The following is a 12,924-nucleotide window of genomic DNA, read 5'->3' as shown; positions in this document are numbered from 1 at the left end:
CGGTCGTCCCGAGGTGGGGGAGAGGGTTCGTCCGCGGACCCGGCGCCGATCCGGGGGAGTGGCCGGCGACCGGGTCCGGGACGGCGCCGACCCCCGTCCCCACGGGTTCGGCGCGGGGGCTGCCTTCCGCTCAAGGCGGCCCCGGCTCTGGTGAGCGAGGGCTCAGCTGTGCTCCTGACTCCTGTCGGCCCGTCCTTGGGGCGGGCTTCCTTGAGTTAGGCAAGCGTATCTGACTTACTTGAGTCAAGCAATCGAATGTATATTGCTTGAGTCAGGCAAGCAGGACGGTAGGGTGACGCTCATGTCCACGTACGACAGCATCAGCGAGACGCGATCACTCGCCCGCGGTGGCGGGCGGCATCTGCTCGTCGCCGTGGACGAGCCGGACAACGTCGAACTCCTCTCTGCGACACTGGAGTTGGCGGGCTACCACATCAGGACGGCCGGCAACGGCACCGAGGTGATGTCCCGGCTCGCGGAGCAGCGGTTCGAACTGGTCGTCATCGACGCGGAGTTGCCCGAGATGGACGCCCTCGTACAGGGCCGCCGACTCGTCACGCACCGTCCGCCCGTCCTCCTGCTCGCTGACTGGGACGCCCTCGACGAGCTGCTGCCCGAACTGGGTGAGGGGGAGCGGGACTATGTCACCAAGCCCTTCCGGATCGCCGAAGTGCTCGCCCGCATCCAGGTGTTACTGCGCGGCCGGGGCGGCGGACGCGACGGCGCGCTGCACTACGCCGACCTCGTGCTGGACGACACCACCTGCCAGGCGCGGCGCGGTCGGCGCACCCTCGACCTCACGCCCGCGGAGTACCGGCTGCTGCGTCACCTCCTCGTCAACGCGCACAAGGTGCTGTCCAAGGAGCAGATCAGCCGGTACGTCTGGGGCGACTTCCGCGGCGACAACGCGATGGAGCAGCTCGTCTCCCGCCTCCGCCGCAAGGTGGACCAGGAAGACGCGGCACTCGTCCATACCCGCCGGGGCTTCGGCTACTGGCTCGGACGGGCGGTCGGCGAGGTGTGAGTGCGTGAGTGCCCCGCCGGGGAGTTGCAGGGGGTTTGCTGGGCAAATATAGGCACCCTGTGAAGCGGGGTGTGCGGGCGGTGTCACGGTGACGTGGTGCCGCCTTTTTCTCGTTGCGTTCGCGAGTTGATGGCGTCACGTCCCTGTGGGGCAACTTGCCGGTAATTCAACTGAGTTGACTCTCCGTGAGATCTCTGCCCGGTTCATGGCAGCAGTGTCGTCCTGAGCGCTGGGTCACGTCAGGTTTTTGTCAGGAACTGACCGGAAGGCGTCAGTCCACCCTGTTTGCGTGTGCTTATCGAGGCCTCGATCCCAGTGGCATAGCCGACACCCTGACCGACACGGCGGCGGCGGTCCCCGAATGCCCGTGGCGCACACGGCCGGGGGTCTCCGCCTAGATCGCCTCGGCGCGGACGGTCCTGGAGGTCGACCCGCTGGGCACGGTCCATGTGATCGACGCCTTCGAGACGGTTGCGGGCCGTGGCACCGCCCTGGCCACGGTCCCGGCGGAGGAACTGCTCTTCCTGCCCGTCGTCACCGCCGTGGGCGACGACTCGCTGCGCGCCTACATGGTCGCCAAGAGCGCCAACCACGTACGGGTCGAGGCCGCCGCGCTGGCCTGGAACCTGCGCGGTGCCCGCATCAACACCGTGAGCCCCGGCGTCATTTCGACCGCCATGTCGAAGGCCGAGGCCGAGTTGCCGCACGGTGGGCACATGCTCAAGATGCTCGACGACTACGGCTCGGGACGCACCGGCACACCCGGCGAGATCGCCGACGCGGTGGCCTTCCTCACCGGGCCCCAGACCCAGTTCATCACCGGCACCGACCTGCTCGTCGACGGCGGGCAAGCCGCTGGGTCCGCCGGCACATGCGGCGCTGACGGCCCCGCCCCGGACACCGGTCACCCCACGGACACCGGCGTCCGGCCCTGTCGTATCGCATCGCATCCCTCGGCGGCTGAGAGGACCAGCATGTCCGTCACCCCCCACACACACCGACCTCGGCTTCGATCCGGAGGCGCTGCGCGCCAAGTGCCGGGCCGAGCGCGACCGGCGTCTCCGGCCGGAAGGCAGCGCCCAATACCGGGGCGCCACCGGCGAGTTCGGCTACTACTACGACGACGACCCCTGCGCCGACACCGACGTCACCCGTGAACCCCTCGACGACCGGGTCGAGGTCGCGGTCGTCGGCGGCGGTCTGCTCGCCGCCGCACGGCTGCGCCAGGCCGGTGTCCAGGACATCCGGGTGATCGAGAAGGGCGGTGATTTCGGGGGCACTTGGTACTGGAGCCGCTACCCCGGCATCCACTGCGACATCGAGTCGTACATCTGCATGCCGCTGCTGCTGGAGGAGGTCGGCCAGGTCCCCGGGTGGAAGTACGCGCCGGGGGAGGAGATCCGTCAGCACGCGCGCGCCATCGGCCGCCACTTCGACCTCTACCGCGACGCCTGCTTCCAGACCCTGGACGACATCCTCGCCGAGTGACGTGACGTTACGTCGGAGGGGCGGGATTCTCAGTCCCGCGTGGTGAGAATGCTCAGCGCGTTCGCGGTCACGACGGCACTGATGCCCGCCCACTCCGCCCAGCCCAGCCGCTGCCCAAGACCGATCCAGCCGACCACGGCGGCGAGCACGGGATTGACGCTCATGAACAGCCCGAAGGCCGGAGCCGGCACCCGGCGCAGCGTGAACAGATCGACCAGATACGGCACCGTCGACGACAGCACCCCGGCCGCCACCGCACACGCGGCTGCCGTGAGGGTCGGCGGATGCCGCAGCGCGACGACGATCCCGACCGGCAGGAACATCAGCGCGGACACCCCGGCCGCGGCCGCCGGACCCTGCGCCCCGGGGATGCGCCGCCCGACGGTCCGGTTGAGCAGGATGTACGACGCCCAGCACGCGGCGGCCAGCAGCCCGAGCCCCATGCCCAGATAGTCGGCCGAGGGGCGCGGACGCATCAGCGTCACCACGCCCGCCACCGCGATCAGCGCACAACAGGCGTCCACCCGACGGCGGGTCGCGGCCAGCGCGATCGACAGCGGCCCCAGGAACTCCAACGTCACCGCAAGACCGAGGCCGACACGGTCGATGGCGGTGTACAGGGACAGGTTCATCGTCCCGAACACCACGGCCAGCAGCAGCACCGGCCACCACTGCCGCCACGTGAACTCCCGCAACCGGGGCCTGCCCACGGCGAACAGGACGGCGGCGGCGACGTACTGGCGCACCGCGACGACCCCCACGGGCCCGATGACCGGGAAGGCGAGGGAGCCGATCGCCGCGCCGAGCTGGTTGGACAGCCCGCTGCCGGCCATGGTGGCGACCCCGAGAAGGCCCACCCGGGACGGCTGCGGGGTGACAAGTTCCGTGGTGGGCAGGGGAGTTGAGGCGGCGGCGCGTGCGGGGGCGACTTCAGGCATGCTCCGATCGTGCGCCCGTTTGGCACTTGCGCAAAATGCAACAGCGGGACGATCTATACGCTTGAGTCATGGATATGGAGCTGAGGCAGCTGCGGTGTCTCGTCGCGATCGTCGACGAGGGCACCTTCACCGACGCCGCCGCCACGCTCGGCGTCTCCCAGGCCGCCGTCTCCCGCACCCTCGCCTCGCTCGAACGCGCCCTGGGCGTACGGCTGTTGAGGCGCACCTCCCGATCGGTGACCCCGACGAGCACCGGGCTGCGGGTGGTCGCACACGCCCGGCGGGTGCTCGCCGAGGTCGACGACCTGGTCCGTGAGGTCACCTCGGGCCACGCCCATCTGCGCATCGGCTACGCATGGTCGGCGCTCGGCCGGCATACGCTCCCGTTCCAGCGCCGCTGGAGCAGGACGCATCCGGAGACCGACCTGCACCTGGTCCGCGTCAACTCGGCCACGGCCGGCCTCGGGGAAGGTGCCTGCGAACTCGCGGTGGTACGCAGGCCGTTGGACGACCGGCGGTTCGAGTCGGCCATCGTCGGGCTGGAGCGGCGGCTGTGCGCGATGGCCTCCGACGACCCCCTCGCCCGGCGCCGCTCGGTCCGGCTGGCCGACCTCGCGGGGCGCACCCTCCTCGTCGACCGTCGTACCGGCACCACGACCGCCGACCTGTGGCCGCCCGACTCCCGCCCGGCTACCGAGGACACGCACGACGTGGACGACTGGCTCACCGTGATCGCCACCGGCCGCAGCGTCGGCATGACCGCGGAGTCGACCGCCAACCAGTACCCGAGACCCGGAGTCGTCTACCGCCCGGTGCGCGACGGCGAGCCCATCGCCGTACGGCTCGCCTGGTGGAAGGACGATCCGCACCCCGCCACCCAGGCCGTACTGGAACTGCTCACCGCGCTCTACCGCGAGGCCTGAGCCACCCCTGCGGCTCACGGCGGTGGCCTCCGCCGGGGGCCGACTCGACGCTGACAGCACGAGCCCTGGTCAGGCCCACTCGTCGAAGCGGACGAGGATCGTCATCCTGGTGGCCGTCGTCGTCGCGGCCCTCGTCACCGGCCTCGCGCTGCTGCCCGACACGTTCTCGGCGGACGCCGACGCGAGCGCGAGTGTCACCAAGGTGTCCACCCGTCCCACCGCCAGCGGTGACGTGGGCAAGAACCTGCCGGTCACCAAGCCGAAGATCTCCTGCACCGGCCTGCTGCGGAAGGACTTCGCCGCGCTCGACGACGCAGCGACGTCCGTGGCCTCGGCGAGCGTGGTGGCCAAGGGCGACGCGAACGCCTACGAGTACGAGTACTGCGACGTCAAGGGCACCGTCGGCCCGCAGATCCAGTTCGACCTGCGGCTGCCGATGAAGACGTACCGGCAGCGCTACCTCCAGGAGGGCTGCGGCGGCTACTGCGGCATGGTCGGCGTCAGCGCCCAGCGCGCCGCCGCGACCGGCTGCGCCCCCGTCACCGACGGCTCCTTCGCCCTCGGCCAGGACGACCAGGGCGCTCAACGCGACGCAGGAGGCGTACCTCTCGACAATCGACTTCCGCGCGGACGGCTCGACGATCCTGCCCGCCTCGAAGCTCGGCACGCTGCACAAGGCCGTCATCGCGAAGTGCGCCGACCCCAAGCTGAACAACGACCTCATCCAGGACCCGGCGACCTGCGCCTGCGACCCGGCGAGCCTCAAGTGCGCCGACAACAAGGACAGTTCGAGTTGTCTCACCTCCGAGCAGGTCGACGTCGTACGGAAGGCGTACGCGGGTGCCCTACGGTTCCGAGACGGCCTGGGAAGGGCTGTTCATCCCGAAGGCGGGGCAGGGGCAGAGTTCGGTGCAGGTGTACGGGCTCGGGCTCGGGCTCGGGTTCCTGCGCTGGATAGGGAAGTGGGAGGCCGATCCCACGCTGAAGCTCGACGCGTCCCTGTTCACCGTGGACACCTTCAAGGCCTACCAGCGGGAGGTCTCCGGGATCTACGACGCCACCGACCCCGACCTCGCCAAGTTCCATGAGGCGGCACAAGGCCGACGACTTCTACCGCCTGTATCTGTTCCCGGGCGTCAACCACTGCGGCGGCACCAAGAGCACCAAGAGCACCAAGAGCACCAAGGACACCAAGGCTTCTGCGAGTGCCAGCAGCACCGCGCCCACCGTCGAGTACGCCCGGCCCGTCTACCCGTACCCGTACCCGTACCCGTAACTCGTCGCCTACGACGGCTCGGGCGACAAGAAGGACGCGGCCAACTACCGCGCCTACACGCCCGACAAGCTGCCCGACGAGTTGCAGCCGTCATGAGCCGTAGCCAAGCATGAGAAGGTCGTAGAAATTCGCTGTCCGCTGCCCGTCCATGGCCGGTCCATGGGCGGGCGGTGGCACGTCTGCGGTAAGTATGGGCGGAAGCGTGCGTGCAATACGGCGGACAAAATTGTTGACAATCTTGTTTGGCTAGATTTAGGTTCGACAGGCACTCACTCAGGGAGGGCAACGATGCCGAATGAAGCCCGTCCGAGCACCGGGGAGCAGGCCAAGCAGCATGCGCTCACGCAGCTGCGGCAGGCGATCCTGCAGGGCGACATGGCACCGGCACAGCGGTTGGTGGAGAACGAACTCGCCGAGCAGTTCGATGTGACGCGGGCCAGCATCCGGGCGGCGCTGATCGATCTGGCTGCCGAGGGGCTGGTGGAGCGGATCCGCAACCGGGGTTCCCGGGTGCGGGTGGTGACCGTGGAGGAAGCGGTCGCCATCACGGAGTGCCGCATGGTCCTGGAGGGACTGTGCGCGGCCAAGGCGGCCGTCGCGGCCGGCGACGAGCAGCTGGCCGAACTGGTGGACCTGGGCCGGGCCATGACCAAGGCGGTGGCCGACGGCGAGCCGGTCACCTACTCCGAGCTGAACCACGAACTCCACGACAAGGTACGGGAGTTCTCCGGCCAGCAGACGGCTGTGGCCCTGCTGGAGCGGCTCAATGCCCAACTGGTGCGTCACCGCTTCCAGTTGGCGCTGCGGCCGGGGCGTCCGCAGCAGTCCCTGAGCGAGCATCTGGCGATGATCGAGGCGATCACGGCCAGGGACCCGCAGGCGGCCGAGGCGGCCGTCCGCGCCCATCTCACCAGTGTGATCGGGGCGTTGCGCGACTGACGCGCGGCGCAGCGGCACGCCTGGGGCGGGCGCACACCTGTCCATCAAGGAGATTCGAGTCATGACGCACGGCAACGCGCCCGCCAGCCCACGATCGACACTCGTCGTCACGGCGCACGCCGGGGACTTCGTCTGGCGGGCGGGCGGTGCCATCGCCCTGGCCGCCGCCCGCGGCGAGAAGGTCACCATCGCCTGTCTGACCTTCGGTGAGCGCGGCGAGTCCGCGAAGGCCTGGCGCGAGGGCAAGAAGCTGGACGAGATCAAGGCGCTGCGTCGGGACGAGGCCGAGCGTGCCGCGGCCACCCTCGGCGCCGAGGTCCGCTTCTTCGACGCGGGCGACTATCCCCTGGTCGCCACCGCCGAGCTGACCGACAAGCTCGTCGAGGTGTACCGCGCCACGCAGCCCGACGTCGTGCTCACCCACCCCACCGAGGACCCGTACAACGGCGACCACCCGGCCGCCAACCGGATGGCGCTGGAGGCCCGCGTCCTCGGGCAGGCCGTCGGCTACCCCGGCGAGGGCGAGATCATCGGCGCCCCGCCGGTCTTCTATTTCGAGCCGCACCAGCCCGAGATGAGCGGGTTCAAGCCCGAGGTCCTCCTCGACATCACCGAGGTCTGGGACACCAAGCGCAAGGCGATGGAGTGCCTCGGCGCCCAGCAGCACCTGTGGGACTACTACACCGACCTGGCCGTACGCCGGGGCGTCCAGCTCAAGCGCAACGCCGGCCCGAATCTGGGCCTGGCCCACAAGACGATGGCCGAGGCGTACATGCGCCCGTACCCGCAGATCGCGAAGGAGCTGGCATAACCATGGGCGGCGTGATCGTCACCAACCCCCCGAAGGCGGACGCGAAGGACGTCGAGGCGCTGGCCGCCTTCGGTGTGGCCACCGTCAGCGAGGCCATGGGCCGCACCGGTCTGCTCGGTCCTTCGATTCGTCCTGTGCAGCAGGGAGTTCGGGTCGCCGGCACCGCCGTGACCGTGATCGGCTGGCCCGGCGACAACCTCATGATCCACGCGGCCGTGGAGCAGTGCGGCGCGGGCGATATCCTGGTCGTCACCACCACCTCCCCGTGCACGGACGGTCTGTTCGGCGAGCTGTTCGCCACCGCGCTGCGGCAGCGCGGGGTGCGCGGAGTCGTCCTCAACACCGGCATCCGCGACACCCAGGAACTCCGCGACATGGGCTTCGCCGCCTGGTCCCGCGCCGTCTCCTCCCAGGGCACCGTCAAGGCCACCGGCGGCTCGGTCAACGTGCCGATTGCCGTCGACGGCCAGGTCGTCCGCCCCGGTGACGTGATCGTCGCCGACGACGACGGCGTGGTGGTCGTCCCGCGCGAGAAGGCCCGCGAGACCGCCGAGAGGTCCGAGGCCCGCGAGGCCAAGGAGGCCGCCACCCGCGCCGCCTTCCTGGAGGGCCAACTCGGCCTGGACCGCTACGGGTTGCGCGACACCCTCAAGCGGCTCGGCGTCGAGTACCGGTCGTACGAGGAGTACACCGGAGCCGGGTCGTGACCGGGCCCGCGGAGGTCCGCTGCATGCTGATGCGCGGCGGCACCTCCAAGGGCGCCTACTTCCTTGCCGAGGACCTCCCCGCCGACCCGGCCGAACGCGACGACCTGCTGCTGCGCGTCATGGGCAGCCCCGACCCGCGCCAGATCGACGGTCTGGGCGGCGCCCACCCGCTCACCAGCAAGGTCGCCGTCGTCTCCGCCTCGACCGACCCCGAGGCCGATGTCGACTACCTGTTCCTGCAAGTCGCCGTCGACCGACTTGAGGTGACGGACCGTCAGAACTGCGGGAACATCCTCGCCGGAATCGGCCCGTTCGCCGTGGAGCGGGGGCTCGTGGCCCCCGGTGACGGCGAGACGTCCGTCCGCATCCGGATGCTCAACACCGGGGAACTGGCGATCGCGAGCTTCCCCACGCCGGGCGGGCGGGTCGACTACACCGGCACCGCCGAGATATCCGGTGTGCCCGGCACGGCTGCACCCGTGGTGATCGAATTCCCGCAGGGCGCGAACCCGTTGCTGCCGACCGGCCGCGTCCGCGACGTGATCGCCGGCACCGAGGTGACGTGCGTCGACAACGGCATGCCGGTCGTCCTGATCCCGGCCGCCGCACTGGAAGTCACCGGGTACGAGACGCCCGCTGACCTTGAGGAGAACGCCACTCTCGCCGCCCGCCTGCGGGAGATCCGCCTGGCGGCCGGAAAGCTGATGGGCCTCGGTGACGTCGAGCACACCACGATCCCCAAGCTCAGCCTGCTGGCACCGTCCAGGGACGGCGGCGCGGTGATGACCCGCACGTTCATCCCGGTGCGCTGCCACACCTCCATCGGCGTCCTGGGCGCGGCGAGCGTGGCGGCGGGGCTCCTCGTCTCCGGCGGGGTGGGGGAGGGCATCGTGGAAATAGCCCTACAAAGTGACCGAATTCGCATCGAGCATCCCAGCGGATTCCTGGACATCGAAACCAGCGTGGACATTGGATCCGCGGGCTCGGCTCCCGTGGTCCGCAGGACCGCGGTCGTACGCACCGCGCGCAAGATCTTCGACGGCACGGTCTTCCCCCGGCCCGCCGACATCGCACCGACCGACGCCGCCCCAACTCCCGTACCCGTACGCCCCCTTGGAGGCAACGATGGCTCCGCCGCTCGGTGACATCGCCCATATCGGCCACGCCCAGCTCTTCACCCCGGACCTGGACGCCAGTGTCGCCTTCTTCACCGACTACCTGGGCCTCACCGTCAACGGCCGGGACGGCGACACCGTCTACCTCCGGACCTACGACGACTACGAGCACCACAGCCTGGTCCTCACCGCCCGCGGACAGCCCGGCCTCGGCCGGCTCGCCCTGCGCACCTCCAGCGAGGAGGCGCTCCAGCGTCGTATCAAGGCGATCGAGGAGGCGGGCGGCACCGGCAGGTGGGTCGAGGACGAACCCGGCCTCGGCAAGCTCTACGTCACCACGGACCCGGACGGCCACGAGCACGCCCTGTACTGGGAGAGCGAGTACTACCAGGCCCCCGACGAGCTGAAGCCGGCCCTGAAGAACCAGCCGCAGGCCAAGCCCAACAGGGGCGTCGGCGTACGGCGGTTGGACCACGTCAACTTCCTCGCCGCGGACGTGCTGTCCAGCGCCGAGTTCCAGCAACAGGTGCTGGGCGCACGGCCGACGGAGCAGATCCGGCTCAACAGCGGGCGGATCGCGGCGCGTTGGCTGACGTACACGAACAAGTCGTACGACGTCGTCTACACCGAGGACTGGACCGGTTCGACCGGGCGGCTGCACCACATCGCCTTCGCGACCGACACCCGCGAGGACATCCTGCGCGGGGCCGATCTCGCCATCGACACCGGCGTGTTCATCGAGACGGGCCCGCACAAGCACGCCATCCAGCAGACGTTCTTCCTCTACGTCTACGAGCCCGGCGGCAACCGTATCGAGCTGTGCAACCCGCTCACCCGACTCGTCCTGGCGCCCGACTGGCCGTTGATCACCTGGACCGAGGAAGAGCGGAAGAAGGGGCAGGCCTGGGGCCTGAAGACCATCGAGTCCTTCCACACGCACGGGACGCCGCCGGTCGGCTGAGCGGTGCGCGGAAGCCGCTGAGCGGTACGCGAGAGCCATTCCGAGCGATTGTCGATGAGATTGTTGACAAAAACGTTGACTATCGAGCGGGTGGCTCTTTAGCGTCTAGCGCACCAAGTACGAGAGGTAACCAACGATGTCTTCCTCCCCCTCGCCGTCCCCCGCGCCCGCCCTGTCCGCGCGCGCCAGCAGGCTGGCCCTCCTGGTCGTCGGACTGTGCTGGCTGGCCGTCCTCTTCGACGGCCTCGACATGTTCATCTACGGCTCGGTGCTGCCGCACCTGCTGGAGACGAAGACCTTCGGTCTCACCGCCGACCAGGCCGGTGACCTCGGCAGCTACGCCACCTTCGGCATGCTCGTCGGCGCCCTCACGGCGGGCACGGTCGCGGACCGGATCGGCCGCAAGCAGCTGATGATCGGCTGTGTGACGCTCTTCTCGCTCGCCTCCGGCATCTGCGCGGTCTCGGGCAGCGTCGAGGTCTTCGGCCTCGGCCGCACCCTCGCCGGTGTCGGCCTCGGCGGTCTGCTGCCCACCGCGATCAGCGTGGTCTCCGACTACGCCCCGCGCGGCCGTACCGCCCTCACCATCGGCATGCTGATGACCGCCCACCACGCGGGCGGCATCCTCTCCGCCTATGTGGCCAAGTGGCTGGTGGAGCCGGTCGGTTGGCGCGCCGCGTTCTGGGTCTGCGTCCTCCCGCTGCTCTTCGTCCCGGTGCTGCTGAAGTCCTTGCCCGAGTCGCTGAGCTTCCTCGTCGCCAAGGGCCGCACCGACGAGGCCCACGCCCTCGCCGAACGCTTCGAGGTCCAACTACCCGCCGCGACAGGCAAGAAGACCGCGGCCGACCGCTGGGACGCCCTGCTCACCCTCTTCCGCGGCGGCGAATGGCTCCAGACCCTGCTCTACTGGCTCGCCTCCTTCGGCGGCCTGCTCCTCGTCTACGGCGTCGCCACCTGGCTGCCCACCCTGATGCGCGCCGAGGGCTACGAGCTGGCCAACGCCCTCACGTTTGTCGTGGTGTTCAACCTCGGCGGCATCGTGGGCATGCTCGTCGCCGGCCGCGCCGCCGACCGCTTCGGCGCCCCGCGCATCTCGGCGATCTGGTTCGCGCTCACCGCCGTGGGTGTCTTCCTGCTCGGTGTCCACATGAACCAGGCCGTGACGATGCTGGTCGTCTTCCTCACCGGCGTCTTCCTCAACAGCGCCCAGACGATGATCTACGCGACCGTCTCCATCCGCTCGACCCCGGACAACCGTGCCACCGCGGTCGGTTGGACCTCCGGCATGGGCCGCTTCGGCGCCGTCTTCGGCCCGTGGCTCGGCGGCCAGCTCCTCGCCTCGGGCAACGGCGAGTGGGGCTTCACGTCCTTCGCCATCGCCGGTCTGTCGTCGATGGTGTTCATCGGCATCGCGGCGCTCCGCAGCTCGAAGCAGGGTGAACGGGTCGGCGCCCCGCAGGAACTGGTCGGCACGCACTGACAGGAAGGGCGCACCCAGTCAGGACCGGACGCCGGCCACCGCGGGGGATGCGGGGGCCGGCGTCGGTCTGTGCGATGCACCGGGTGTGACAGATGCTAGGCGGGTCAGTACCCGCTCGGGCCGGTCTGTCAGTGCCGTCCTATGGTTCCGGGATGAGCAACTCCGCTGCGGCTGCCGTCCTCACGACCGCCGACCTGTCCGAAGCGATACGCGCCGTGCGTACCTTGCTGGACCTGGCGGACATCGGCCAGGGAGAGGTCGACTTCGAAGGCGTGATCAGGTCGCCGGATGTCCTGGCGCGCGTACGTCACGTACTGCCCGACCTCGAATGGTGGGCGTCGGCCGGCAAGGAGCACGGTTCGGCGGAGACCGGCGACAACCCTGCGGACTGCCTGCCTGTCCAAGTGTTCGACTGGGGCCGTCCGCTGGACCGCGCCGAGCCCTTCATCGCTGCTCTGGGACCGGATCCCGCGGCTGTCCGCTGGGATCTGGACGCATGGCCCGCGGTTCCCGAAGCGGGACTGGAGGCGATCTCGCAGAAGTACGCGTACCTCACGCTGACAGTGAATTCCCGGGACCTCTACCAGGACGAGCCGTCGCAGGACCACACGGTCCACGTGCACGTCCGGAACCGGAACGGCTTCCAGCTCACCCGCGCCCATTGGCTCGCCGATCAAGTGGGTGGCCGATTCAACGGCAGGGTGGAGTTGGCGCCTCTGTAACCCGGCACATGGGCAGGACCGCCGTCTCCATCCGCCTCCGTCACATGATCGGCCGGACGGAACCTAGTCGTCCGAGCCCATCTGGTCCTCCGCCGACAGGTGTTCCACCGTCTTCCCCGTCTCGGTGAACGTCCGCGTGACGTACCCCGACGAGTACACCCACAGGATGCGCAGCGGGGTGTCGCCGATGTTCCGGAACAGGTGGGGGATCGGCGAGGGGACGTACGTGGTGTCGTACTGCTCCAGCTTCGTCACCTCGCCGTCGACGACGACCTCCGCGCGGCCCTCCAGGATGGTCACGTGCTCGTCGCAGTTGTGCGAGTGCAACGGCGCCCCGGAGCCGACCGGATACACGCTCATCCCACTGGTGATCCGGTTCTCCCCGCTCGCCGACGGCGTCGTGACGAGAGGTGTCGTGACGACGGCACCGCCCCGGTCGAGCACAGGCACGGACGCGACCTTGATGATCGTGGTCATCCGGATTTCCTTTCCGCTTACACGCTTCTGCGTCGCATGACATTAGGCCCCGCGCGCGGGAAT

General features: G+C 69.5%; 13 protein-coding genes and 3 pseudogenes. 14 read left to right on the top strand and 2 right to left on the bottom strand.

The genetic code is table 11. From position 1 onward, the window contains the following. The first annotated feature begins 301 nt into the window (after positions 1–301). The 3 genes and pseudogenes from OG407_RS04070 to OG407_RS04060 form a co-directional block, all read left to right on the top strand. The gene (locus tag OG407_RS04070) at positions 302–1,024 is read left to right on the top strand and encodes a response regulator transcription factor (protein WP_405855071.1); all 723 of its coding nucleotides are present in this window, start codon (positions 302–304) and stop codon (positions 1,022–1,024) included. A 569-nt stretch (positions 1,025–1,593) separates the two neighbouring features. Continuing rightward, positions 1,594–1,812: pseudogene (locus OG407_RS04065) on the top strand (SDR family oxidoreductase); the annotation flags it as partial. A gap of 172 nt (positions 1,813–1,984) precedes the next feature. Next, positions 1,985–2,488: pseudogene (locus OG407_RS04060) on the top strand (NAD(P)-binding protein); the annotation flags it as partial. Between the two features lie 53 nt (positions 2,489–2,541). Here the strand turns inward: OG407_RS04060 and OG407_RS04055 are convergent. Next, positions 2,542–3,450, bottom strand: a complete 909-nt coding sequence (locus OG407_RS04055; protein ID WP_405855069.1) for an EamA family transporter — start codon at positions 3,448–3,450, stop codon at positions 2,542–2,544. Positions 3,451–3,518: 68 nt separating this feature from the next. Between OG407_RS04055 and OG407_RS04050 the strand changes: the two genes are divergently transcribed. The 11 genes and pseudogenes from OG407_RS04050 (at position 3,519) to OG407_RS04000 (ending at position 12,384) form a co-directional block, all read left to right on the top strand. Then, positions 3,519–4,373, top strand: coding sequence for a LysR family transcriptional regulator (locus OG407_RS04050; RefSeq protein WP_405855067.1), 855 nt, complete (start codon positions 3,519–3,521; stop codon positions 4,371–4,373). Positions 4,374–4,395: 22 nt separating this feature from the next. Further along, positions 4,396–4,953: pseudogene (locus tag OG407_RS04045) on the top strand (tannase/feruloyl esterase family alpha/beta hydrolase); the annotation flags it as partial. 34 nt (positions 4,954–4,987) lie between these two features. Next, positions 4,988–5,461: a tannase/feruloyl esterase family alpha/beta hydrolase gene (locus OG407_RS04040; RefSeq protein WP_405868267.1), complete on the top strand. Its 474-nt coding sequence runs from the start codon at positions 4,988–4,990 to the stop codon at positions 5,459–5,461. Next, entirely contained in the window at positions 5,458–5,649 is a 192-nt protein-coding gene (locus OG407_RS04035; protein ID WP_405855066.1) for a hypothetical protein, read from the top strand. Before OG407_RS04040 ends, OG407_RS04035 begins: the two co-directional genes overlap by 4 nt. A 288-nt stretch (positions 5,650–5,937) precedes the next feature. Continuing rightward, positions 5,938–6,588 (top strand): GntR family transcriptional regulator, encoded by a 651-nt coding sequence (locus OG407_RS04030; protein ID WP_405855064.1) that lies wholly within the window; start codon positions 5,938–5,940, stop codon positions 6,586–6,588. 61 nt (positions 6,589–6,649) lie between these two features. Continuing rightward, positions 6,650–7,399 (top strand): PIG-L deacetylase family protein, encoded by a 750-nt coding sequence (locus OG407_RS04025; RefSeq protein WP_405855062.1) that lies wholly within the window; start codon positions 6,650–6,652, stop codon positions 7,397–7,399. 2 nt (positions 7,400–7,401) lie between these two features. After that, positions 7,402–8,106 carry a 4-carboxy-4-hydroxy-2-oxoadipate aldolase/oxaloacetate decarboxylase gene (locus OG407_RS04020; protein WP_405855060.1) on the top strand — a complete coding sequence of 235 codons (705 nt, stop codon included), beginning with the start codon at positions 7,402–7,404 and terminating at the stop codon, positions 8,104–8,106. Continuing rightward, positions 8,103–9,251, top strand: coding sequence for a 4-oxalomesaconate tautomerase (locus OG407_RS04015; RefSeq protein WP_405855058.1), 1,149 nt, complete (start codon positions 8,103–8,105; stop codon positions 9,249–9,251). Before OG407_RS04020 ends, OG407_RS04015 begins: the two co-directional genes overlap by 4 nt. Then, positions 9,232–10,182, top strand: coding sequence for a catechol 2,3-dioxygenase (locus OG407_RS04010; protein ID WP_405855056.1), 951 nt, complete (start codon positions 9,232–9,234; stop codon positions 10,180–10,182). The genes OG407_RS04015 and OG407_RS04010 overlap by 20 nt, the downstream gene beginning before the upstream one ends. A 136-nt stretch (positions 10,183–10,318) precedes the next feature. Beyond that, positions 10,319–11,662, top strand: a complete 1,344-nt coding sequence (locus OG407_RS04005) for an MFS transporter (RefSeq protein WP_405855054.1) — start codon at positions 10,319–10,321, stop codon at positions 11,660–11,662. A 152-nt stretch (positions 11,663–11,814) separates the two neighbouring features. Next, positions 11,815–12,384: a hypothetical protein gene (locus OG407_RS04000; RefSeq protein WP_405855052.1), complete on the top strand. Its 570-nt coding sequence runs from the start codon at positions 11,815–11,817 to the stop codon at positions 12,382–12,384. Between the two features lie 63 nt (positions 12,385–12,447). Here OG407_RS04000 and OG407_RS03995 read toward each other — a convergent pair whose 3' ends face one another. Then, a complete protein-coding gene (locus OG407_RS03995) occupies positions 12,448–12,861 on the bottom strand; it encodes a cupin domain-containing protein (protein ID WP_405855050.1) in 414 nt (137 codons plus the stop codon). Between the last annotated feature and the right edge of the window lie 63 nt (positions 12,862–12,924).

The sequence above is a fragment of the Streptomyces sp. NBC_01515 genome (genome assembly GCF_045040345.1).
GTDB lineage: Bacteria > Actinomycetota > Actinomycetes > Streptomycetales > Streptomycetaceae > Streptomyces.
This window is presented reverse-complemented; position numbering and strand designations above follow the sequence as displayed.